This window comes from Methanobrevibacter sp. (genome assembly GCF_045116495.1).
Classification (GTDB): Archaea; Methanobacteriota; Methanobacteria; order Methanobacteriales; family Methanobacteriaceae; genus Methanocatella.
This window is the reverse complement of record NZ_JBGULU010000165.1, coordinates 1-21,973: the sequence shown is the minus strand read 5'-3', so window position 1 is coordinate 21,973 and position 21,973 is coordinate 1. Positions and strand designations below refer to the sequence as shown.

At 32.1% G+C, this 21,973-nt stretch carries 24 protein-coding genes, 1 tRNA gene and 1 other RNA gene; 5 read left to right on the top strand and 21 right to left on the bottom strand.

All coding sequences use genetic code 11. From position 1 onward, the window contains the following. Nucleotides 1-11 precede the first annotated feature (11 nt). The 3 genes from ACJMLH_RS08870 to ACJMLH_RS08860 form a co-directional block, all read right to left on the bottom strand. The gene (locus tag ACJMLH_RS08870) at nt 12-203 is read right to left on the bottom strand and encodes a 4Fe-4S binding protein (protein ID WP_405276825.1); all 192 of its coding nucleotides are present in this window, start codon (nt 201-203) and stop codon (nt 12-14) included. A gap of 106 nt (nt 204-309) precedes the next feature. Beyond that, nucleotides 310-768: a phosphopantetheine adenylyltransferase gene (locus tag ACJMLH_RS08865; RefSeq protein WP_405276823.1), complete on the bottom strand. Its 459-nt coding sequence runs from the start codon at nt 766-768 to the stop codon at nt 310-312. Nucleotides 769-867: 99 nt separating this feature from the next. Then, nucleotides 868-3,747: a transglutaminase domain-containing protein gene (locus ACJMLH_RS08860; protein WP_405276821.1), complete on the bottom strand. Its 2,880-nt coding sequence runs from the start codon at nt 3,745-3,747 to the stop codon at nt 868-870. Between the two features lie 494 nt (nt 3,748-4,241). Between ACJMLH_RS08860 and ACJMLH_RS08855 the strand changes: the two genes are divergently transcribed. Genes ACJMLH_RS08855 through ACJMLH_RS08845 form a run of 3 tightly spaced genes read left to right on the top strand, consistent with a single transcriptional unit; the run spans nt 4,242 to nt 7,869 of the window. Then, nucleotides 4,242-5,792: a radical SAM protein gene (locus ACJMLH_RS08855; protein ID WP_405276819.1), complete on the top strand. Its 1,551-nt coding sequence runs from the start codon at nt 4,242-4,244 to the stop codon at nt 5,790-5,792. A 60-nt stretch (nt 5,793-5,852) separates the two neighbouring features. Beyond that, nucleotides 5,853-6,971: a pyridoxal phosphate-dependent aminotransferase gene (locus tag ACJMLH_RS08850; protein ID WP_405276817.1), complete on the top strand. Its 1,119-nt coding sequence runs from the start codon at nt 5,853-5,855 to the stop codon at nt 6,969-6,971. Next, nucleotides 6,964-7,869: a cation diffusion facilitator family transporter gene (locus ACJMLH_RS08845; protein ID WP_405276815.1), complete on the top strand. Its 906-nt coding sequence runs from the start codon at nt 6,964-6,966 to the stop codon at nt 7,867-7,869. The genes ACJMLH_RS08850 and ACJMLH_RS08845 overlap by 8 nt, the downstream gene beginning before the upstream one ends. A gap of 9 nt (nt 7,870-7,878) precedes the next feature. On the opposite strand, the gene ACJMLH_RS08840 is transcribed toward ACJMLH_RS08845, so the two are convergent. The 9 genes from ACJMLH_RS08840 to hdrC form a co-directional block, all read right to left on the bottom strand. Then, nucleotides 7,879-7,962 (bottom strand) — tRNA-Ser (locus ACJMLH_RS08840). 61 nt (nt 7,963-8,023) lie between these two features. Then, nucleotides 8,024-8,337: signal recognition particle sRNA (ffs, locus tag ACJMLH_RS08835), an RNA gene on the bottom strand. Between the two features lie 176 nt (nt 8,338-8,513). Further along, nucleotides 8,514-8,903 (bottom strand): CBS domain-containing protein, encoded by a 390-nt coding sequence (locus ACJMLH_RS08830; protein ID WP_405276813.1) that lies wholly within the window; start codon nt 8,901-8,903, stop codon nt 8,514-8,516. Then, entirely contained in the window at nt 8,866-9,795 is a 930-nt protein-coding gene (locus ACJMLH_RS08825) for a 2-phosphoglycerate kinase (protein ID WP_405276811.1), read from the bottom strand. Before ACJMLH_RS08825 ends, ACJMLH_RS08830 begins: the two co-directional genes overlap by 38 nt. Before the next feature lie 102 nt (nt 9,796-9,897). Next, nucleotides 9,898-10,587 carry a metallophosphoesterase gene (locus ACJMLH_RS08820; RefSeq protein WP_405276809.1) on the bottom strand — a complete coding sequence of 230 codons (690 nt, stop codon included), beginning with the start codon at nt 10,585-10,587 and terminating at the stop codon, nt 9,898-9,900. Beyond that, complete coding sequence (locus ACJMLH_RS08815; RefSeq protein WP_405276807.1) at nt 10,588-11,124, bottom strand: DUF2096 domain-containing protein; 537 nt, start codon at nt 11,122-11,124, stop codon at nt 10,588-10,590. It lies immediately after the preceding gene. After that, nucleotides 11,121-11,387, bottom strand: a complete 267-nt coding sequence (locus ACJMLH_RS08810) for a DUF749 domain-containing protein (RefSeq protein WP_405276805.1) — start codon at nt 11,385-11,387, stop codon at nt 11,121-11,123. The genes ACJMLH_RS08815 and ACJMLH_RS08810 overlap by 4 nt, the downstream gene beginning before the upstream one ends. 198 nt (nt 11,388-11,585) lie before the next feature. Continuing rightward, nucleotides 11,586-12,473 (bottom strand): CoB--CoM heterodisulfide reductase subunit B, encoded by an 888-nt coding sequence (gene hdrB, locus ACJMLH_RS08805; RefSeq protein WP_405276803.1) that lies wholly within the window; start codon nt 12,471-12,473, stop codon nt 11,586-11,588. Nucleotides 12,474-12,494: 21 nt separating this feature from the next. After that, nucleotides 12,495-13,466 (bottom strand): CoB--CoM heterodisulfide reductase subunit C, encoded by a 972-nt coding sequence (hdrC, locus tag ACJMLH_RS08800; RefSeq protein ID WP_405276800.1) that lies wholly within the window; start codon nt 13,464-13,466, stop codon nt 12,495-12,497. Between the two features lie 176 nt (nt 13,467-13,642). Here hdrC and ACJMLH_RS08795 point away from each other — a divergent pair, with 176 nt between their 5' ends. Beyond that, nucleotides 13,643-14,395, top strand: coding sequence for an archaeosine tRNA-ribosyltransferase (locus ACJMLH_RS08795; protein WP_405276798.1), 753 nt, complete (start codon nt 13,643-13,645; stop codon nt 14,393-14,395). Here ACJMLH_RS08795 and ACJMLH_RS08790 read toward each other — a convergent pair. The 6 genes from ACJMLH_RS08790 to dph5 all read right to left on the bottom strand — a co-directional run bounded on the left by ACJMLH_RS08790 (nt 14,379) and on the right by dph5 (nt 18,220). Then, nucleotides 14,379-14,801: a PsbP-related protein gene (locus ACJMLH_RS08790; protein ID WP_405276796.1), complete on the bottom strand. Its 423-nt coding sequence runs from the start codon at nt 14,799-14,801 to the stop codon at nt 14,379-14,381. The two genes, ACJMLH_RS08795 and ACJMLH_RS08790, sit on opposite strands and share 17 nt — an antisense overlap. A gap of 10 nt (nt 14,802-14,811) precedes the next feature. Beyond that, the gene (locus tag ACJMLH_RS08785) at nt 14,812-15,726 is read right to left on the bottom strand and encodes a hypothetical protein (protein WP_405276794.1); all 915 of its coding nucleotides are present in this window, start codon (nt 15,724-15,726) and stop codon (nt 14,812-14,814) included. Nucleotides 15,727-15,809: 83 nt separating this feature from the next. Continuing rightward, complete coding sequence (locus ACJMLH_RS08780) at nt 15,810-15,965, bottom strand: hypothetical protein (RefSeq protein WP_405276792.1); 156 nt, start codon at nt 15,963-15,965, stop codon at nt 15,810-15,812. Nucleotides 15,966-16,153: 188 nt separating this feature from the next. Beyond that, the gene (locus ACJMLH_RS08775; protein ID WP_405276790.1) at nt 16,154-16,348 is read right to left on the bottom strand and encodes a hypothetical protein; all 195 of its coding nucleotides are present in this window, start codon (nt 16,346-16,348) and stop codon (nt 16,154-16,156) included. Then, the gene (locus tag ACJMLH_RS08770) at nt 16,349-16,897 is read right to left on the bottom strand and encodes a hypothetical protein (RefSeq protein ID WP_405276788.1); all 549 of its coding nucleotides are present in this window, start codon (nt 16,895-16,897) and stop codon (nt 16,349-16,351) included. A 531-nt stretch (nt 16,898-17,428) separates the two neighbouring features. After that, the gene (gene dph5, locus ACJMLH_RS08765) at nt 17,429-18,220 is read right to left on the bottom strand and encodes a diphthine synthase (RefSeq protein ID WP_405276786.1); all 792 of its coding nucleotides are present in this window, start codon (nt 18,218-18,220) and stop codon (nt 17,429-17,431) included. A 35-nt stretch (nt 18,221-18,255) separates the two neighbouring features. On the opposite strand from dph5, the gene ACJMLH_RS08760 reads away from it, so the two are divergent. Then, nucleotides 18,256-19,260 (top strand): class I SAM-dependent methyltransferase, encoded by a 1,005-nt coding sequence (locus ACJMLH_RS08760; protein ID WP_405276784.1) that lies wholly within the window; start codon nt 18,256-18,258, stop codon nt 19,258-19,260. A gap of 11 nt (nt 19,261-19,271) precedes the next feature. Here the strand turns inward: ACJMLH_RS08760 and ACJMLH_RS08755 are convergent, their stop codons facing one another. The 3 genes from ACJMLH_RS08755 to ACJMLH_RS08745 all read right to left on the bottom strand — a co-directional run bounded on the left by ACJMLH_RS08755 (nt 19,272) and on the right by ACJMLH_RS08745 (nt 21,939). Then, entirely contained in the window at nt 19,272-19,598 is a 327-nt protein-coding gene (locus tag ACJMLH_RS08755) for a hypothetical protein (RefSeq protein WP_405276782.1), read from the bottom strand. A 235-nt stretch (nt 19,599-19,833) separates the two neighbouring features. Continuing rightward, nucleotides 19,834-20,766, bottom strand: a complete 933-nt coding sequence (gene mtnA / locus ACJMLH_RS08750; RefSeq protein ID WP_405276780.1) for an S-methyl-5-thioribose-1-phosphate isomerase — start codon at nt 20,764-20,766, stop codon at nt 19,834-19,836. Between the two features lie 237 nt (nt 20,767-21,003). Further along, entirely contained in the window at nt 21,004-21,939 is a 936-nt protein-coding gene (locus ACJMLH_RS08745; RefSeq protein ID WP_405276778.1) for a manganese-dependent inorganic pyrophosphatase, read from the bottom strand. Nucleotides 21,940-21,973 lie beyond the last annotated feature (34 nt).

The following is a 21,973-nucleotide window of genomic DNA, read 5'->3' as shown; positions in this document are numbered from 1 at the left end:
TGAAATCCCTCTTATGCTTTAGAAATTGCCTGATTTGGACAATTTTGAATGCAAAGATCGCAATCATCACAATTTTCTGGGACTATTTTTACATCCCCATCTTCTTCAATGATTGCACCCTGTTCACAAAGTTTAATGCATAAACCTTGTACCGGGCAATTTTCAATGTGTCCGCATAAATTAGAATCTATTTTTACTGCCATATAACCACCTCAATTTTACATAAAAATTATCAACATGAATAATTAATATGTTCTATACCTATATTATCGAAATGAACATATAAACATATCGATTATTTTTTTGTAATTAGATTATTACATCACCATTTTTATTAATTTCTCCACGTCTGATTCTAGTAGACGAGATAGGTGTGCCATCATATGCTAACACAAAACTAACAACAACAATATCAAGAGGGTTCATACCCTTAGAAACTCTAATTTTATTAATTTCAACCGCAGTAGGTTCAGTCTCTCCACTAACAACGATTGCATCAAAATCACTATCATAAATGGTAGTTCCATACGGATCATCTAACGGAACTATTATAAAATTAGATTTGTCATTGAAAAAAGACTTAAGATTTGACATTCTAACTTTACAAGAGTCAATATCTCCTTTTAAACCACCAAATGCATCTGAAGTTACTCCAATCTCCACATTAGAAGCAATTTCAAAAGCTGTAGATAACAATTTTTTATGACCGTCATGAAATTTATCAAAGGTTCCACCAACAGCCACTTTATTATATTTCTTAGAATTCATAATATTGTCCTAATTAGTTTGCTGTTTAAATTTTTATTAGAACTATTATAAATTATTAGCTATTAAAAAAAAGAAAAAAGGAAAAATAAAAAATTAAAATTAAAATCCAATACTTGAGAAATAACCATGAAGGCTATAAGAACTTGGATTCCAATTTACAACATTACCAAATGAGTTTCTAGCACTTGTGGCGTCACTTACAATCCAAGTATCGCCAATTAATACCTGTGTCCATACGTGACCGAATGTACCGCTACTAAAAGTACAAGTACCGTGTACATATCTGGCAGGAAGACCTGCAGTCCTATACATAGCTACAAGTAAATGTGAATGGTCAACACAATTTCCAGATTTTGAGTTTAAAGTACCGACAGCACCATACTTGGTATCATAATAGAAACTATAAGATATTGCATCACGTACATAGTTATATATTGCTGTAGCTTTTGCTTTATCTGAAGTAAGACCACTTGTCAACTTAGAAACTAACTGTTTTATTTTAGAGTTATTTACTTGGCAGTTTGTAGAAGCTGCTAAGTATGCTGCTAAATTAGAAATTGTATTCTTAGAGTTTAGACTACTAGTTGAACTTGAACTTGATAAAGATTTAATTACTACATATGAAGGCATTACTTTATTATCGCCATAAAATGCAACAACACGAGCAAATGCATAAACAAGACCTTTATAACCAATAGTACCGACACTGGAGCTTACAGAATCAGGCATTTGACCTTTAGAGTCTGTAGTTTTTATGACACTTTTTGCCACTGCAAGATAATTGTTTAAATTTCCAAGATTACTTGCAGCACCAGGTTTTGCTGGATTTTTAACAACTTTAATACCAATATCTGATTTTTTACTGGAATTTAAATTAACAATAGCTTTTGAAGCCAAATATAGATATTCCGCAGTGGAGAAAGTTACGCCCCCGATTTTAACGGTTGACGGTAATTTCTCATTGTCTTCAATATATGCTTTGACGCTTTTGGATGCTGAAATAATCTGGTTTAAAGTAACCTTATCAACCACATGAATCTTTGAAGATCCTTTAGTTGAATCATGAGCATACTTTATAGTATGATAACCATTACTTAATTCTCCCAAAGCAACCTTAGCAACACCATTTGAATTAGTTTTCTTAGTATAGGTTTTACCATTGATTGTAAACTTAATAGATGCACTTTTAATAGGATTATTTTTAGCATCCACATATTTTACGGAATAAGATGCTGAAGAACCAGTTAATACATTCATATTGGAAGCAATGAATTTAGTTCCATTAACTAAAATATGTTTTGAAACTTTATCTGACTTATAATATGAATCTGAAACAGTAGAATTTACCTCATAGTAACCTACAGGCAAAGTGATTTTTAATCTTGCAACACCTTTTGAATCAGTTTTTTGAGTATATGTTTTACCATTTACTTTAAATGAAACGCCAACATTTTTTAAAGCTTTTCCGGAGTTATCCTTAACATATGCTTTGTATGTTGAACCGTCATTAGGCTTCATTACCAAATTCCATGCATTAAACTTGACGGAGAGTTTATTTATGACAACATTTCTGTATCCATAATTATAATCGCTTAAACCTCTAGATGAATAAGAGTATTTGATTTTATATGAACCTGGTTTTAAATTGCCAATTGATAAACTAGCAACACCTTTTGAATTAGTTTTGGATGAATAGTCCTTATTATTCAATTTAAAGTTGATAGTTTTACCAGTTAAAGCTTTACCAGAATTATCAGTGAGTTGTACAGTAAATTTGGATCCGTCTTTGTACTTCATAGTTAAATCTGAAGCGACAAGTTTGTTTGATGCACTTTTAATGCATACTTTTCCAGAGGAATTTGATGCATAGTAATTGCCATTTCCACCAAATCTATAAGTAATATTATAAGTACCTTTAGCTAAAAGAGGAATAACAACAGATGCTTTCCCATTCTTATCAGTATTTGCAGTTAATGTAGTATTTGCAATTCTGAAAGATACTTTACAGTTCTTAGCAGGGGCATTATGACCTGAAGTTAAAACAACTTCATAATTATATTTATAGTTAGGTAAAATGTATACTTTTGATTTTCCTTTAATGGTTGTAGTATCCTTTTTAACAGTGATAGTATTCTTTATTTTCTCGTTACTGTATGGATTTGTTGTAGTTACTGTATATTTACCAGGTTTAATAGTAGCTTTAGCTACAGCAACACCTTTTGAATTTGTTTTAGTTGTATATTTTGTATTACCAATGTAGAAAGTCACATCTGTGTTAGTCAAATAAGCAGTATTCTTCCAGAAAGTAACAGAGTAATAATTTGAGTCACCGTAATATTTTGTTAAATCCTTTCCACGTACAGATTTTATAACGCTAACTTTCTTTGAAAGAGATGATGCGGAATAATTTGAATTTCCAGCATAATTTAAAGTTACGGTATAAGTTCCAACAGCCAAAGCAGCTGTCTTAATATATACCACTCCATTCTTATTAGTTTTACCTTCATAGGTTTTACCGTTTACTTTCAAAGAAACTTTTTTATAACCTATATTTTTTCCATTAACATCCTGCAAAGATACTCTAAAACTAGTAGCTGAACTACAATAATGAGTATTGATTATTGATAAGTTAGTTTCAATTTTGTTTGTATTGGAATTGCTTTTAGCCAATACAACATCATCTGCTGAAACAGAAACTGTTTCATTAACCTCTTCTTTTGCAAGACCTAATGTTTGTTCCTTATTATCCTCACAATAAGATTCATCACTAGCTTTTAAGAGAGAATCATCGGGATAATCTTCCAAATTATCATCATGAGAATTAACTAAATTAGTTTCTGAGATAGAATTCTCGCTAGAAACTTCTAATTTTTCTTGAGATAATGCAACAACATTATCATTAGTTAAATTTGAATCTTCTGTATTTGAAGCATCACTAACTTCTACTGCACATGCGCTTCCCATTAACACAAAAAACATGAGTACAATAGAAATAATTAATGCTTTATTTTTAATCGAAATTTTTCCACCTCTTGGTTCTCATTACGAAAATTTTATAGTAAAATATGATTATACTAATACATAGTATTTCATAATGAGTGGATAAAGATTTATTTTAATATTATATAAATGTTTTTAAAACTTAAAAAATTAAAAAACAAGTTAAAATCGTGTAAATTAATTAAAAAAAATAGAAATCATATATAAAATTAAAATAAAAGAATATTTAAAGCTAAATAAAATAATATAAGATTAACTAGCTCGAATCAAAAATAAAAATTTTTATTAACGATGAAAAATAAATTTTTAAAATTTTATCCTCTTACAGAATAAATAAAGCTATTCTAATACTCCATAAAAAAATTCAGCAAGAAATTGTATGAATTATATAAAATGATTTGATTGGAAATAATTATACTGAAAACAAAGAAATTATATCAAAAAACAATTATTTTTCAAAAAAAGCTGATAAAATGTTATATGAAAAAAATACATTCATTAAAAATCATAAACAGGTAGATGTGCATTTTGGTCTTTGTTATCCCAATGTTTATAAGACTGCAATGTCCTCTCTTGGATATAACATACTCTACAATCAAATTAATGAACGTGACGATACATGGTGTGAGAGGATAATTTATCCGGATAAAAACTCACTAGAATCAAATACTTCTGCCAAATATTTTGATATCATCAGTTTTACTATCCAATTTGAAGAAGATTACTTTAATGTGCTGGAAATACTTAAAAAATCCGGCATTCCTCTAAAAAGAAAAGAACGTGGAGATAATGATCCTCTAATTATTGCGGGAGGACCATCTCCAACAGCAAATCCTCAGCCCTTATCCGATTATATTGATATTTTTATTATAGGAGAAGGGGAAAATACAATAAATGAGTTTATTGACGAATACAAGAATTCTAAAAAAGATTTGAAGAATTACTTAAAGATTCAGGGAATTTACATTCCAGAATATGACAATGAAACTAAAATCTCCCTGGTTGAAAACATGGATAATGCATATCACATCACAGAGCCCATAATCAGTAAAAGCGATGATGAAAACTACCAGACAATATTCAACAATACAATAATGCTGAACGTATCAAGAGGATGCAGTAGGGGATGCAGATTCTGCATGGCAGGATATCTTTATAGGCCAATGCGAGAAACCGACTATAAAAAATTGGTTGAAATAGCTCTTGAAACCCGAGAAAAAACAGGATTGAATAAAATTACATTAATAGGCGCTGCAGTTTCGGACTATAGTCAATTGGAAATGCTCACCGCCAATCTTGAAAAAGAAGGCTTTCAGATTTCAACCCCCTCTTTGAGAATTGAATCAATTACCAGAGAAACTCTAGAAACCTTAAAAAGAAGCGGCCTTAAAACAATAACCCTGGCTCCCGAATCAATTGAAAAACTCAGAAAAGTAATCAACAAGGACATTCCTGATGAAAAGATCTTTTCCGTAATACAAAATGCAGTTGAACTTGATTTTAAAATTAAATTATATTTCCTGATTGGAATACCTGGTGAAAGTTTAGATGACATTGAAGAATTGGTTGACTACATGAAAAAAATAGCCAACATGCACACCAACAAAAAAAATGTGAAATTCAGTGTTAATCCGGTAATTCCAAAACCGCAAACTCCCCTGCAATGGGAAGAGTATAATTTTAAAGACATTAAAAATAAAACCAGATATATTAATCGTGAAATGAAACAATATAATATTAAATGTGAAAGTCCTAAAAAAGGATTGATTCAGTATATATTATCCTGTGGAAATAACGATGTAGGTGAACTTATTGAGAAATCTTTAACAAAAAAACCTACATTAAAGGAATGGAGAGAAAAAATCCCAAATTACAAAATCGACGATGATCTGCCCTGGGCCAAAATTGATGTTGGCATAAATGAAAGATTTTTAAAAATAGAACATAATCGACTATCCACATTAAAACAAACCCCCTGGTGTGAAAAATCCCTATGCTACAACTGCGGGTCATGTGAAAAATAATTACTATAAAAAATAATTTTTACTATAATAATTATATAATATATTAGTGAGGTAAATTTTATGATAAATCCGACAAGTAGAATAAAATCAATTGAATTATCACAAATAAGAAAAATGTTTGAAGTGACAAATCCCGATGCAATAAACCTGGGAATAGGCGAACCTGATTTTAATGTCCCTGAAAACATTAAAAAAGCAATGAAAGAATCAATTGATAAAAATGAAACCCATTATACTTCAAATAAAGGAATTATTGAATTAAGAGAAGAAATAGTTAAAAAATTTAAAAACGATAACGGAATCAAAACAAACCCTGACAATATCATTGTTACTGCCGGAGCAAGTGAAGCATTATTCATATGTGCCCAGGCATTTATTGAAAAGGGAGATGAAGTGATTCTACCAAATCCAGGTTTTTTATCCTATGAAGCATGTGTAAAAATAGCTGAAGGCACAGTAGTTCCTGTAGACTGCAAAATGGAAAACGAGTTTAAACTAAAAGCAGAAGACGTATCTGAAAAAATAACAAAGGATACCAAAGCAATTGTATTGAATTCACCTTCAAATCCAACAGGGGCAGTTATGGAAAAAGAAGATATAAAAGCAATAGCGGATTTATCAATGGATAATGATTTTCTGATAATATCCGATGAAATTTATGAAAAAATTATCTACGATAAAAAACATTACTCGCCAGCCAATTACAGCGATAATGTAATAACTTTAAATGGATTTTCAAAAACCTATGCAATGACAGGGCTTAGAATTGGTTATCTGAATGCAAATGAAAATATAACAGAAGAATTACTGAAAGTACACCAATACAACATCGCCTGTGCAAGTACAACATCACAAAAAGGAGCTTATGAAGCATTAACTGGTCCGCAGGACGAAGTTGAAAAAATGATTAGTGAATTCAAAAATAGAAGGAATCTGATTGTTTCACGTTTAAATGGAATGGGTTATGAAACTGTTAATGCTGAAGGTGCATTTTATGTTTTCCCAAAAATAGAAGATGAAGATTTCGTTGTCAAAGCTGCAAAGGCAGGAGTCATTACAGTTCCTGGTGCAGCATTTGGATCCAACGGACAGGGACATGTGCGCATGTCTTATGCAAACTCATATGAAAATATTGAAAAAGCAATGGATATTCTAGAAGAGCGTGTTGTGAATGGATGAATTTCGCCAAAAAGGTGGAAAAAAGGCAGCAATAGTTGCAATAACTGCAAACTGTCTAATGACCGTCTTGAATGTTACTGTTGGATTGATGTCTGGAAGTTTTGCATTGGTTTCAGAAGGAGCACATACACTATCAGACGTTATAACATCCATCATTGCATATGTCGGTTTTTACATAGGCCAAAAACCTGCAGATGCCGAACACCCCATTGGACACGGACGTGCCGAAGCTATTAGCGGATTGGTAATTGTAATATTTTTAGTAATCGTTGCATGGGAAATTATGCAGGGCGCCGTTGAAAAAATACTTAATCCTTCATTAATAACTGTTCCGGAAACACTGGCTGCAGTAATGGCTACCATGGGAATAATTGTTAATTATAGCATTAGTGAATACATTATAAATTTGGGAAAATCAATTAAAAGTCCCGCAATTGTTGCAGATGGAAAACATCAAAGAACAGACATATTCTCTTCAATTGCAATATTGGTTGGAGTAATTGTTTCAAATATGGGATACCCCCTACTAGATCCAATAATTGCTTTTGGAATTGGCCTTTTGATTTTAAAAACCGCTTATGAAATTGCAAAGGAAAATACTAATAATATTATGGGAAAAGTTCCATCAAAAGAGTTTATAAACGAGATTAAAAGAGTTGCAAATGAAATTCCAGCAGTAAACAATCCCCACAACATTAAAGTTGATTATTTGGGAGCTTATGCAACCGTTACATTACACATTGAACTTGATGGAAATATGACTTTAGATGAATCCCATAAAATCGTGCATGTGGTGCAGAACAATATTATTAAAGAGATTCCTGAAGTGAAATATGTAATGGTTCATGCATGCCCTATCGGACTAAGCTATGACCATAAACAAGAAATAGATAAATAATATTAAAAACGCCGGGACCGGGATTTGAACCCGGGTGGTCATAAGACCATCGGATTAGCAGTCCGACGCCGTACCAGGCTGGGCCATCCCGACATATGAAAAACAGTATAATAGTTTATATGTATTAACTTACTTATAAACTTAATTATTTTTATAAATGGCATGTTCAAAAGTGGACTAATCTCAAAAATATAAGTGATCTAAAAATCCAACTCCACCCCGGGATTCTACAAGCATTGAATGTTAATAGTAAAGCTGCTCCCTTCCGGGCCTGACCCGTTCCTATACCGAAGATGACTTATTTTTACCCTCCAGTAAAAATCTCATCACCACCAATCCTGTAGGACGAGGTTTCTATATTGTTTTTCTAGGCTTATATTTCATCAAAAAGCCGCCTTTTGAACTTCAACCGCACCAAAGGGGGTGTGTGCTTACAGAGGACCCCTAACCCTCCGGTCTAGCCACTAATAATATATGACTTTAATATTATATAAATGTTATCTAAAAAATAGTTACTAGAATGAAAAATTTTTACTGGAATTGAAAAAAATACCTATAGACAATCCATTCTAGAAAAAAATAAAATTATAGTAACTTAATTAAAAAAGTTTAAAAGTAAAAATAATAAAAATTAATAAGTGAAATTAGAAAAGTTCTTGGATGATATCTCCATCAGAAATAATACCTACTAATTTCTCATCTTCAACCACTGGAAGTTGATTTAAAATACCTGAAGAGGAAACACCTTTTTTCATGATTTGAATTGCAGTTTCAATACTGTCTTCAGGAGAAACAGTAACAACAGGATTTATCATGATTTCTTTTACACTTGTTCCCAATTCATACTTATCTAAAATTAAATTATGACCGACATCAGTTGCGGTAATAATTCCAACCAGCTTTTCCCCATCCAAAATAGGAAGAGAACTGATTTTATGTTCCATCAACATTTCAAATGCATTTACTACATCAACATCACATGTTGTTGTTATAACATCAGTAGTCATTATTTCTTTCACTTTTTTGTTTAACATTTTCCATACCTCCGAATTGCTCGAGAATATCATTTACCATAATATCTAGGGTTTGGTTAATATCCACATTGTCAATAATACGAGAATCATTAAGTTCCGCTTGCTGCTTTAAAAACTTCTGAGTTTTTCTGATTGCATCAAAGTTATCCATATATCTTTCAAGGGGCCGTTTTGCCCAAGGTTGTCTGCATCTGGAATAAAACCTTTGTTTGTGGGATTCTTCATCATCAACAGTTAAAGTAAATATTATTATATTGTTGTTTTCCATTAAGTCAGGGTTGATGAAACCTGGAACAATATGGACTCCTTCAATAATGGTGCTGATACCTTCCTTTGCTGAACGTTCAATAATAGCTTCAATACCTACATTAACAACATCAACATGACTTATAAAACCTTCAATAACATTATCAATCCTAATTGAGGTTGGTCTCATACATTCATGAGCATCAAAACTAGATTTATGAATTACCGGACTCAAATCCTTGGAAACTATTTTACGCATTACTTCACGAATCATGTCTGTACTTATAAGGTTCTTTAATCTAAGCCTGCCTGCAAGTTCAAAAGCCATTGAAGATGTGCCGACACCTGAAGCTCCTCCAATTAAAATAATAAGCGGTTTTTTAGAATTTCTAAGTGACCTCCAATTTTCATATTTCTTAGCTATAACAGGGTCAACAGTTTTAAGATGATTTAATATTACCTTCGCCAGTTCATAGCTGGCAATTTCAGTAACCCCCTTTTTGATTAAATCTAATTCAATGTCACTAGCAATTTCATGAGCTCTTTGAAAACCAATATCTGCAATGTTAAGTGAACGAGACAAAATTCCTTTAGAAAAGGGTTCTTTATACAATTCACCATCTACATCACTAGTAATCCAAATCATTATACCACCAGAATAAAATATGTTAAACTATTTTAAAATAATATTAAATAAAAGTTGTTATTTGATTTCAGACAAAAAAATAAAAAAAAGAGTGATGAATAATTATTCATCTAATGAAACTAAGCTTATTTCATAATTTGAGCCGTCTATAACATCAATTAAGACTGCACCATTATCTTTAAGCATTCCTGGATTTGCTACATCGGTAGTCTTTCCAATTTTACTAAGGGATTTTGCTTCATGAATATGTCCGCAAACATTAATTTCAGGTTCAAATTCATGTATTGATTTTAAAATTCCTGAACTTCCAACATGTTCCCCATTTTCCATCTTATCCGCTTCGGTATTATATGGTGGAGCATGAGTAGCCAATATTTTTACTTTAGGAACATCTGTATTGTATACATAATCATAATTAGCTAACAGTTCATATACGTCCCCGTATATTTTATTATCCTGGATTTCACCCGGGGTATTGAATGGGGTTTCATTGGAACCGCCATACCCAAATAATATGGCATCCCCATAAGCAATAATATTATTGTGAAGACAGAATGAAACTTCATTAATTGCATTGCAGATACCTTTAGGGTCGCAATTACCTGGAATTGCAATTACATCTACATCACATTCGGCCACTTTATCTATGAAAGTACCAACAAAGTCCAAAGGACCAAAGTTTGTAATATCTCCAAGAATCAATACCAAATCAATGTCATTATTTTTTAAATAAGTATATAAATTTTCGTTTTCTTCACCGTGAACATCACTTATCGCTAAAATTTTAGTCATCTAATCACCTTGTTGTTCTAAAAAGAAAGATCCCATTTCTTTTAAGCCTGATTTAAGATCCGGTTTATCGCCATGCAATTGAATTGTAGTGTCATCCTCAAATTCAATAATGAGGCCAGACCATTCTGCAATTTCCTGGACTCTTTCCTCTGCTAATGCATCTTTTAAGTTTATTCTTCCAGTTGTTAAACCAGGAGGAGTATTCGGCAAAAATTTTGAACGGGAATTTGCAAATTCAAATATTTCTTCCCCTTTCATGGCTCTTTTTAATAAATCGAGCCAATAATCAACGTATTCATCTCCTTCTTCTTCTGCAATTGTCAATAGAGTTCCTTGAATAGTATTTAAAGACATCTCAGCTTTTGCTAACTCATTAATCAAATCAGGATGGGAAGGATCTCTTTTATATGAGCTAATAGTTGATCTAATTAAACCCATCTCAGGGTTAATTCCCTTAGGAATCTCATATCCCTTTTTAGTTAAATCAGTTATGAGATTTTGAAGAATTAACCAGTTTTGCTCAGAAGGTAAACTCATAAATGTCCACCTATAATTTTTAAAGTAGTATGATTAATTTTTGCATCCGCATCTCTTAATTCCCTTTCGATTTCTTCAGTACTGGAATAAGAGTCTAAAAATAAAACATGATGAGTTGAAGTTCCTGCAATGTTTAGAATTGCAATTTCATCGGTTGGTTTGAGTTCTCTTTTATCAATAGTTGCTTTAAATTGTACATATGGTCCATATTCTTCAGGAAGGTCAGAATATTTAAAAATACCATCTAATGTTGCTACAAACATAATTACACCTCATATATATTCTGTTTATATTCTTTCTTATTAATCATATATAAATATAGTTACGAACTATTCGCATAAACTAAAACAAAAAAAATTATGATAAAAAAAAGTTATCATGGGAAATGATAACTATCCAAAATGTCTTTTCAATGCCTAAAAAATAAAAAATGAAAAGGATTGAAAAATCCTTTATTAAATCTATTCACCTAATGCTTTTTTGATTGCAGGGGTTGCATCAATTTGTTGAGCATCGAAGGTTAATTCTTCAGCTGATAATCCCATAGCTAATCCGTATAATTGAGCTAAGTGGAATACAGGTATTGCAAAGTCAGTTCCGTATTTTTCGTTTACTTCAACTTGACCTACATCAAATTGCATGTGACAGAAAGGACATACGTTAACAATTGCATCTACACCAGCTGCAGTCATGTGATCGAGTTTTTCTTTAGTGAAGCTAGTAGTTACATCTTTATCTCTAGCTCTTAAACCTCCACCTGCACCACAGCACATCATTTTGTCTTTGTAGTCAATGGATTTAGCACCAGTAATTTCTACAAGGTCATCTAAGATAGCTGGGTTTTCTGCATTATCTTCAATACCAATAGTTTTGGTAGGTTTTAAGAAGTGGCAACCGTAGTGAACAGCAACATTTAAGTCTAAAGGTTTTTCGATTAAGGAAGCTAATTTTTCGTAACCAACATCGTCTCTTAAGATTTGAGCGAAGTGTTTTACGTTAATAGTACCTTTGTATTCTCTGCCGATTTCAGCTAAGTTTGCGTTAATTTCAGCTCTTTTTTCGTCATCTTCTTTTAATATGTGGTTACATTCAAATAATGAACCGAAACATCCGTTACATTCGGTCATAATGTCAGCACCCATATCTTCAGCAAGAGTTAAGTTACGAGCTGCAATAGTAGCCCAGGTTTGTTCATCAAAAGAACCAAATACACCAGGAGCTGGACAACAAGATGCTCCTTCCATATCTTTTAATTCAATATCTAATGCTTCAAATAATTTTCTGGTAGCTTTTTCAACACCAGGATAACGGTTGTTCATAATACAACCTAAGAAGTATGCAATTTCCATATTATAACTCTCCTAATAAATTTATTCTTTTAATCCACCGGTTGCTTCATCGTAACCAATTAATTCATCAAAACCAGTGATTTTACAGATTTTTTGTACTTCAGCTAATGCTTCTGGATAAGCATGAGTTGTTGGTGGAATTTCTGGAAGACCAATTTTAGTTCTTAAAGCTTTAACAGTATCGTTAATTGGTACACCATGTCCAGTGTTCATTACAAATACACCAGTCATTTTGTGAGGTTTTGCCATGTATCCTGCATGAGCTGCAATGTTACGAGCTTTTTTGATAATTTCAACAATTTTAACACTTCTGAGACATCTTTCTTGGCAGGTGTAACAAGTAGTACACATCCATAAAGCATCGTCAGTGATAACTTCTTCTTTTAATCCTAATAAACATTTTCTGACGATTTGTCTTACTTTGTAAGGAGTTCTTCTTCCAGATGGGCAACTACCACTACAAGTACCACATTGGAAACAGTGTTTTACAGTTTCAATACCTGCGTCAATAAATTCAGCAGTGAAATCTGGATCACGATTACTATCAGTTAATAATTCTTTATCAGTCAATAAAGTCATAGTATCTCTCTTTGTTTCTTTTTTGTTTAAATCTTCTTTAACTTCTTCGACATTATCTTCAGAAGTTTCTTCAACAGCTTCTTCCTCTTCAGAAGTTTCGTCAATTACTTCAGCAGTTTCTTCAACTTCATCAATAACTTCCTCAACTTCTTCCACAATTTCAGGTTCAGCAGGTTCTTCTAAAGTTTCGATGTCACTTTTAAAAGTTAAATCTTTTTTGTCCGCTTCTGGTTCCTCTTTAACTACTTCTCTAGGAACAGTAGTTTTAGTACCTGAAACGACATCATCATTTACAATTTGTGAAGATGTAACTTGGACATCATCGGATGTGTTTGATACATCATTTCTGATGTCTTTTTCTTCATTATCAGTTTCTCCAGTTAATAGAGATTTTAATCGATTTATAATAGACATTGAAAACACACCTCGGATAATCATCGGACTATTTCCTCAAATCCATACTAATATTCTATTAAAAGTCCATATATAAAGGTTACTAAAATTTTAGCTAGTGTAATCAAAAAGGTTACAGTAATGAAAAAAAATTTTAATAAATATTAAACTCAAATATTAAATCAACAATAAATAGGATGAAACAAATGATAAAAAAATTCGAAATCAAATCACATGACGGACCTGGAAGAGTTGGAAAAGTTGATGGAGAACTTACCCCAAAATTATTTTACAAAAAAGATTTGAAAATCTCACCAAGTGAAGGGTCTTCATACAATATCGACCGTGAAATTGCTGAATTTAACGTTAAAGAAACAATAAGGCTTGCAAAAGAAAATGTTAAAGAATACGATATTGCAGTAATTCAGGGCTCTAAATATGTTGATTTAAGAGTAGAATGCCTAAAGCAATTGGAAGAAATTGGATATAACGGATTCATTATAGCCAATGGCGATGCGCTTCTAACCAATTCAAAAGACCTTGTCGAGCTGGTCATAACCCTTAAAAAAGAAGCTAAAAAAACAAGTTACTTCATTTTTTCATTTACCGAAGTTTCATTCATGCCAATATTAACATATATGGGTATTGATGGATTTTTAGCAGATTCTGCAAATTATTATAGTCATTTAAATGTATTGCAGACCCCAACCAAATCATATGATTTGAATACTTATCCCATTTATGAAAACATAACTCAAGAAGAACTGGAGCAAAAAAATATAGAAAACATGGAATTTACCCTTAAAGAAATCCATGCACACATGAAAAACAGATCCTTGAGAAATCTTGTAGAAGAACGCTCTGGAACCACTCCACAAAACATCTCAACCTTAAAAATACTTGACAGAACATGTATGGACTATCTGCTTGAGTTTACTCAATTATTTTAAATGAATTGATTATGTCTTTGAATTCCCTTTCAGACTCTCCGGTAATGTCAAGAGTCCTCATTTCAAAAATATAGATGTTCCTATTTTCAATAAAAACATATGTATGGATATCGAAATTGATTTCGGGAGTATCCATATTTGCATGAAGTTTAATTGCATCCATACCTGCAATCTGAATAAAATCTGAAGACAATATTACTCCACCATCATCAGATATTGCATCTTCCATGAAAATCTTGTAATCATCAAGATTTGTTGCAGTTGGAAACATCACCCCATTTATCAGGTTTTCTTCTCCTTTTGATAATGTAGCAATACAATCAGGATTAGACAATATGTCTGCCTTTTCAACTTCCCAGGCATCTGGATATTCAAAGGAGATTTTGCCAGAATTAAATGTCCTCATAGCCTAATCCTCATTTTTTTGATGAAATCTCAATTGTTTCTGGGAAATCTTCTTCATCTAGAGTGTCAATATATTTGGAAAATGGTTCTGGGAGTTTCGGCATAACTTCTTTTAGGATTTCAGAGGCATCCAATTCCAAAGCCTGTCCTGAAAGCAATTGTTCAGCATCAAAGTCAAAATCAAACGGCTTGAGCAAATCATCAACAGGAACCCTTAGATTAATCTTATTTTTATTAAGTATCATTTTAAGAGTGCTTGTATTTCTGATTTGTTCATTCATGTCTTCAACTGTAGCTTGTATATCGTATGCTATAGCCTTATTCTTTTCATTTACTTCATGTTTGGATTTTTCTATTGACTTTTCCAAACCTTCCACAAGTTGGGCATTGCGTCTGTTAATGTTGTCTCTCGCCTCATCAATCACAACATTGATGGCATTTAAAATTGATTTGTTAAGCTCAACATTATAAGCAAGAATCATTTTATTTTTATAGTCCAATTCTTTAAAAATAGCTACTCTTTCATCATCGATTTTTGCAATCTTCTTGTTTAGCTCATGAATTTCATCTTTAGCTTTTATGAGCTCATCCTTATCGCTGATCTGTTCTTTAAGTGAATCCACATCATCAAAAAATGATCCTTTAAGAGTCTGAATTTGACTTTGCAAAGTTTCGATTTCATTATCCTTATCCCTAATAATCTGGTCAAATTCATTGAGTTTTTCTTCAGAGAACTGATTTTCAACTAAATTTTCGTATTCATCCTGTGCTAATACTTTTACCAATTCATTATCTTCAAATGGATCTTCTTTTTTAAGACTTACCTGTTTCTGTTTGGACTCCTTTTCAACAGGATTGCCATCCTTGTCTTTACTATTATACTTTTTAGTATAAACTCTAACAGTTCTAAATTCATCACTTTCCATTTTAACACCACTCTATATTAATAAATAGTTGAGTTCTATTTAAATAGTTAATGTTAAAAAAAGAAAAAAAAGAGAAAAAAATTTTATTTATCCTCTTTTTCAATCCACAATAACATTGCCTCTTCAATAGCCCTTGAATACCATCCGGACCTAAATAACATCTTATTGGAGGCTATTTTGCGAAAATGCAAGTCAATGTCATTATTGATGCTGATTGTAACGCGTTTATTTTTAGTCATACAATTAGATTATGCACACTAGTTAATAAATGTATTAGTGTTTTTTAAGGTCATTTTAATGCATAAAAAAGAATATTCAATCGAATTAATAATTTTAGCAAAAGATTATGGAAATTTTTTTAAAAAATTGTCAATAATAAAAATAGTGGAGTCAATAATACAGATTAAATATAAATGACTTTAATTTATTATTTGTTTGATTTTAGAATATGACCAATAGAATGATTATAGGCAAATAGTGGGCAAGTATCGGATGGTTTTGTATGGCCCTGACCCATAGTGCAAATTACACCGTTGGTCTGGCCTCTAAGCTGAACATCAACCACCCAATATCTGCAGTTTGAACATACGTTATCTTTAACAGCACCACTATCATGCATCATCTAATCAATCATTTCCCATTCGTTATATCCTAAATGCTTATATCTGTGTCCGTCCGGTGCATTCTGTATTTCACCGGTGTAGATTGTCCTTCCCTCCTGTTCGCTGTAAAATGCTCCAGGATCATCTTGAGGTTCAGGTTCAGGTTCCGGCTCAGAGACAACTTCAATGTCTACAACTTCCACCTGCTGGGTTTGTTTATCTTCGGTGAAGTTATCATTTCCGGAGAAAGTAACATCTACAGTATAGTTTCCAGGTTTTTCATCCATTTTGACTTTAGCAACACCCTTCTTGTTTGTAACGGATGCTTTTTTCTCAACAGTTCCATTTTTATCTTTAATGGTAACATTTACAGTTTCATTATCAATTGGAGTTCCATTCACATCCGTAAGTTCAATTTTAATGGAATCCCCTTGGCTGATTGTATCATTACTTTTAATGGTGACATTTGATTTCTCCTTGCCGAAATCAGACATCATCGCAGCCAAACCGATAATAAGCACTGCAATAATTACAATTAACAATATGATAATGATATTTTTTTTATCCATTGAATCACCACCTGCTTAGCTTGTGTGTAAAACTATTAATTTTCTAACATATTAATGTATTTGAAAAAATCTTTGAAAAATCAAATGAAAACCTTTATATAATATTAAAATATAAGTATTATACGATGTGAATTGAATTTCATATTTGTACATGACACAATTCAACCATTTTATAATCTCCAAAATGATTAGAATATGTTTCATTTAGGAAGTAGGAAATAAAACTACTTCCCAAACTCCCCCCTTTTTTTATTAAAAATTTAAATTTACAAACTATTTTAACTAAAAAAATTACTTAAAAGACCATTTTATAGCTTTTTGAAAAAATAAGTAATGTATATTTAACAATAATTCTTTAAAAAAATAATAAAATTTAAATAGGATTAAAATATAACTAATAAACGATATGAAGTTAATTTCATATCTAATCACGAACATCAGTCAATCATTTTATAATCTCCAAAATGTTTAGAATATGTTCTTATCCATGGAAGTAGATTAATCTACTTCCACACTCCCCCTTTTTTTAAATTAAACATCATCAAGAATTTTTGGGTCAGCTCCAGCAATTTCAACTAAATATTCCGCTTCTACAATGTGAAGTTTTGAAGGAATTATAATGCAGTGAAGCGGGCCTCCAAAATCAAAATCCACCAATTCAGAAATATTTCCTGCCCTGACACAAACATCTTTTGAACCTACACGTGCAATACCCATAGCCAGAGTATCCTCATCAATTAAACCTTCACGGTCAAGGTCATTTTTAATATTCATCAGATATTCCAAACCTTGATTAACAGTCATATAACGGTCTTTGTGAGCTTGAATATCAAGTAAAACCAGAGTATGCAACTCCATTTTCAGATTTTCTTCAATAGCTTCGTAAGGAGATTTCGGATAGAAATTATAATCCGGAAATGGTATTGTGGTGACTTTACCAAATTTATATCCCTGAAGACCTGAAATGGCTGGTGCTGAGGATAAAATAGAAGATCCGTGAATAACCTCATAATCTATTCCTTTTTTTGAACACTGAACCAAAAAATCGCTGTGGGTTGTTGCAATTAATGGATCACCACCTGTAACCAAAGCAACATCTGAAGTCTTGGCCTCCTCAATGAATTTGTGTTCCTCTTCAACTTCGTTCCTAACTAAAACTTCAATCTCTTTTCCGATTAGCTCTTCAATAGCTTCGAAACTGGAGCCAAACAATCTGGATGTGAAAAATTCAGCATAAATCTTATCAACATTTTTTAAACATTCCAAACCTTTAAGTGAAATATCCTTTTCATCAAATAATCCTAAACCAACTAAATAAAACATATACATTATATAATAATTTAAACATAATAAATCTTATGAAATGTGTAAAAGTTCCATTAAGACAATTAAATGATGTGCGTATAAAACTAATGGAAAACAGTTTAATGAATATGGATTTTCGAATAAAAACAGATGGCAAATTTGGATACATTCCAATTAATGAGGATGTTGATGGTTATGAGACTGTAGATGTTGAACTGGAACCTATGAAAAAAGTGGTCCGCAACTTTTCAGAACTGCTCGAAGATGAGCTGACTGACGAAGAAATCGAAAATCTGAAAACTTCCTTTGATACAATCGGAGATATTGTTATTCTGGAAATTCCGGATGAACTGTACGATAAAAGACAAATCATTGGAGATGCAGCCTATGAATTTACAAAAAGAAAAGCGATTTATATGAAAAAAAGCGCAATCAAAGGAACAATACGCATTCGTGATTTGGAATTTTTAGCAGGGAGCGATGATTCCGTTACAATTCACAAAGAACACGGAGTTCGGTTAAAACTGGATGTTCGGGAAGTTTATTTCTCACCAAGACTTGCAACAGAGCGGAAACGTGTAATGGAAAGTGTTGAAGATGGTGAAAAAATCCTAGACATGTTCTGTGGAATAGGACCGTTTCCAATTGTAATAGCCAGAAACAAAAATGTTGAAATTACCGCAGTTGACATTAACGAAAACGCAATAAGGTATTTGGAGGAAAATATTGAGTTGAATAAACTGAAAGGTACTGTTAAGCCATACTGCGGTGATGTGAGAGAGGTTGCAAAGTCATTTAACTGCAAGTTTGATAGGATAATCATGAACCTTCCAGGTCTCGCATATACTTTCCTTGATGTTGCGGTTGATTTAATTAAAGATGGTGGAATAATCAACTATTACGAGTTTTCAGATGGATATGAACAAGGAATAAAACGCCTGGAAACCGCATGTGAAAATGCCGGAAAAAAAGTAGAGATTGTCAATTGCCGAAAAGTAAAATCAATTTCTCCTGATGAATGGCATGTGGCTATTGACGGTAAAGTTAGCAAAAATTGAAAGAAAGGTAATTAGAATATAATTCTATTACCAGTCCATAAATCAGAGTCTTCAAAAGCATCAGCTTTCTTTTCATCTTCAAGATATTGTGCCAAATCCCTATATAATTTGACTCTGAAGATATCAGGATAAGCAATATACAGCATATCTCCATTAGGTCTAGTTTCTTTTACATAGGTTAATTGAAACTCAATGATAGTGTCATCCTCTTTATGGAAATGATGAACCTCATTTGCACATAATATCTTAAAATGTACAAAATCATCTTTTGTTAATTCTTTAACTAAGTCATCAATCAAAGGAGGCAAAGTTTCTTCTTTATTATATCTAATTTCCATATTTTTATCCCCAATATTTTAATTTAAGAATTTCAAATCCCTACGTATTACATGATTGTAAATTATAATCAAAATTGATTGGAATGTGTAGAAATTTTAATAACAGACATATAATAATTTATTTTTAATAATTTAAATAATTATCACTCATTATAAAAAGATATTTTAACCTAATTTGAGAAATATTTCTGATTTAAATGAAAGCTAAAAAAAAATAAGATTTGAGAATTATTGTCTAAATCGGATCAATAATTCCCCTTTCAGTGATAATTCCTGTGATTAACTCTTTTGGAGTTATATCAAAAGCGGGATTGATAACTTCAGTACCTTCAGGGCAAATTCTTGCCCCTCCATAATATCTAACTTCATCACCATCTCTTTCTTCAATTACAGTATCATAAATGTTAATCTCATTATCAAATGTGGAATAAGGAGCAGCCACATAAAATGGAATGTCATGATGTTTTGCAGCAAGCGCAACCATAAATGAACCTACCTTATTTACAACACCGCCTTTTGCAATCCTATCTGCACCGATGACAACCTTATCGATTTTTCCTTGTGACATTAAAAATCCTGAAGCTACATCAGGAATCAGTTTTACAGGAATGTTCTCCTGCTGCATTTCCCAAACACTTAAACTTGCACCCTGTCCACGTGGACGGGTCTCATCACAGATTACATTAATGTTTTTACCTGCATCCCTTGCAGCTCTAAATACTCCCAGTGCAGTTCCATAATCAACACATGCAAGAGCACCTGCATTACAGTGTGTCAGGACGGTATCTCCATCATCAATGATTTCAGCACCGTATTTTCCAATAGCTCTGTTTGTTGCCATGTCCTCTTCATACATTTTGAGCGCTTCTGTGAGAGCATCTTCACTGCTGTTCAATACCCTGTCAACTGCCCAAAACAAATTAACGGCAGTAGGTCTTGCAGCTTTTATTTCCACAGCAGCCTTATCCAAATCAACTCCCTCAATATCTGCAAGCGCCATACCAAAAGCAGCAGATACACCAATAGCTGGAGCGCCACGAACAGTCATATTTTTAATTGCAGTTATAACCTCCTGATAGTCCTCACAGTATACATAGGTCAACTCATCAGGAAGTTTTCTTTGATCAATGAGTTTTAGTTTATTGTCTTCCCATTCAAGTGTTTTCATTTTAACACCTTTCAAAAAAATATCATGAAAAATAAGACAAAAAAAGCATAATTAAATGTTAGTTTCTAATTTTGTTTAATGCTTGAGCATCCGTTTATAATTATGCTTTTTTTGGAAATATCCCTATAGGATTGATTAGAGATGTATCAAAAAAATACATCTTAGTATTATATTAATCAAGTTATCATTTATAAATATTTATGTTGAATTGAATTCTTAACAGCTTTTAGTAATACTTTAAGCGTTTTCAGTCATAATTGGTACAACCTGTTTTTTACGTGAAACAACGCCTTCAAGCAAAACAGTATTGTCTTCCAATGTCACACCATATGCCTTTTCAACCAAAGAAGCATCCTTACCAAGTGCAATTACTTGGGAATTGCTGTTTACAATATCTGTAATTAAAAGCATGAATAAATCCAAATCCTGTTCTTCAATGATTTTGTTAATTCCTTCCTCAAGGTCATCTTTCATTGCCATTACATCTGAAATATCTGCAGTATTAACCTGATTAACAATTGATTTAACATCCTTAAAGTCAATTTGTTTTGCATCCAATGCTAAAATTTCATCAATGGTAAAGCTACTTAAATCGGTTCCCGCCTTAAGCATTTCCAAACCATATTCTTCAGCATCAATTTCCGCGATTTTAGATAGCTTTTCAACAGCGACCTTATCATCTTCAGTTGTTGTAGGGGACTTTAAGAGCAAAGTGTCTGATATAATTGCAGACAACATTAAAGTAGCTATTTCTTTTGAAATCTCAACACCATTTTCTTCGTATAATTTACATAAGATGGTTTCACTGCAACCAACAGGTTCAAATCTTAAAAATAATGGATAAGAAGTTTCTAAAGCAAGTTTATGATGGTCAACAACTTTTAAGATATTTGCATTTTCCAAATTATCAACTGATTCAGCAGGTGAGTTGTGGTCTACTAAAATAACATTGGCACCATCTTCAACAGTTTCCAATAATTCAGGCGCTTCAATACCCAGATAATTTAAAACAAATTCTGTTTCTTTGTTAATGTTACCTAATCTAAAAGCTTGAGCTTCACTGTTTCCTAATTCTTTTTCTAAGTTAGTCATTACTAAACTTGAAGTAATACTATCAGTATCAGGACTTTTGTGTCCAAAAACATAAGTTTCAACCATATTATCGTTTTCCATAAAATCAATATTACGTATTAAATTTATCTTTTTC

Excerpts from the sequence above, each read along its gene's own strand:
- ACJMLH_RS08870 (WP_405276825.1), bottom strand. The coding sequence starts at position 203 with ATGGCAGTAAAAATAGATTCTAATTTATGCGGACACATTGAAAATTGC.
- ACJMLH_RS08865 (WP_405276823.1), bottom strand. The coding sequence starts at position 768 with ATGAATTCTAAGAAATATAATAAAGTGGCTGTTGGTGGAACCTTTGAT.
- ACJMLH_RS08860 (WP_405276821.1), bottom strand. The coding sequence starts at position 3,747 with ATGTTTTTTGTGTTAATGGGAAGCGCATGTGCAGTAGAAGTTAGTGAT.
- ACJMLH_RS08855 (WP_405276819.1), top strand. The coding sequence starts at position 4,242 with ATGTTATATGAAAAAAATACATTCATTAAAAATCATAAACAGGTAGAT.
- ACJMLH_RS08850 (WP_405276817.1), top strand. The coding sequence starts at position 5,853 with ATGATAAATCCGACAAGTAGAATAAAATCAATTGAATTATCACAAATA.
- ACJMLH_RS08845 (WP_405276815.1), top strand. The coding sequence starts at position 6,964 with ATGGATGAATTTCGCCAAAAAGGTGGAAAAAAGGCAGCAATAGTTGCA.
- ACJMLH_RS08830 (WP_405276813.1), bottom strand. The coding sequence starts at position 8,903 with ATGTTAAACAAAAAAGTGAAAGAAATAATGACTACTGATGTTATAACA.
- ACJMLH_RS08825 (WP_405276811.1), bottom strand. The coding sequence starts at position 9,795 with ATGATTTGGATTACTAGTGATGTAGATGGTGAATTGTATAAAGAACCC.
- ACJMLH_RS08820 (WP_405276809.1), bottom strand. The coding sequence starts at position 10,587 with ATGACTAAAATTTTAGCGATAAGTGATGTTCACGGTGAAGAAAACGAA.
- ACJMLH_RS08815 (WP_405276807.1), bottom strand. The coding sequence starts at position 11,124 with ATGAGTTTACCTTCTGAGCAAAACTGGTTAATTCTTCAAAATCTCATA.
- ACJMLH_RS08810 (WP_405276805.1), bottom strand. The coding sequence starts at position 11,387 with ATGTTTGTAGCAACATTAGATGGTATTTTTAAATATTCTGACCTTCCT.
- hdrB (WP_405276803.1), bottom strand. The coding sequence starts at position 12,473 with ATGGAAATTGCATACTTCTTAGGTTGTATTATGAACAACCGTTATCCT.
- hdrC (WP_405276800.1), bottom strand. The coding sequence starts at position 13,466 with ATGTCTATTATAAATCGATTAAAATCTCTATTAACTGGAGAAACTGAT.
- ACJMLH_RS08795 (WP_405276798.1), top strand. The coding sequence starts at position 13,643 with ATGAAACAAATGATAAAAAAATTCGAAATCAAATCACATGACGGACCT.
- ACJMLH_RS08790 (WP_405276796.1), bottom strand. The coding sequence starts at position 14,801 with ATGAGGACATTTAATTCTGGCAAAATCTCCTTTGAATATCCAGATGCC.
- ACJMLH_RS08785 (WP_405276794.1), bottom strand. The coding sequence starts at position 15,726 with ATGGAAAGTGATGAATTTAGAACTGTTAGAGTTTATACTAAAAAGTAT.
- ACJMLH_RS08780 (WP_405276792.1), bottom strand. The coding sequence starts at position 15,965 with ATGACTAAAAATAAACGCGTTACAATCAGCATCAATAATGACATTGAC.
- ACJMLH_RS08775 (WP_405276790.1), bottom strand. The coding sequence starts at position 16,348 with ATGATGCATGATAGTGGTGCTGTTAAAGATAACGTATGTTCAAACTGC.
- ACJMLH_RS08770 (WP_405276788.1), bottom strand. The coding sequence starts at position 16,897 with ATGGATAAAAAAAATATCATTATCATATTGTTAATTGTAATTATTGCA.
- dph5 (WP_405276786.1), bottom strand. The coding sequence starts at position 18,220 with ATGTTTTATTTAGTTGGTTTAGGATTATTTGATGAAAAGGATATTTCA.
- ACJMLH_RS08760 (WP_405276784.1), top strand. The coding sequence starts at position 18,256 with ATGAAATGTGTAAAAGTTCCATTAAGACAATTAAATGATGTGCGTATA.
- ACJMLH_RS08755 (WP_405276782.1), bottom strand. The coding sequence starts at position 19,598 with ATGGAAATTAGATATAATAAAGAAGAAACTTTGCCTCCTTTGATTGAT.
- mtnA (WP_405276780.1), bottom strand. The coding sequence starts at position 20,766 with ATGAAAACACTTGAATGGGAAGACAATAAACTAAAACTCATTGATCAA.
- ACJMLH_RS08745 (WP_405276778.1), bottom strand. The coding sequence starts at position 21,939 with ATGGAAAACGATAATATGGTTGAAACTTATGTTTTTGGACACAAAAGT.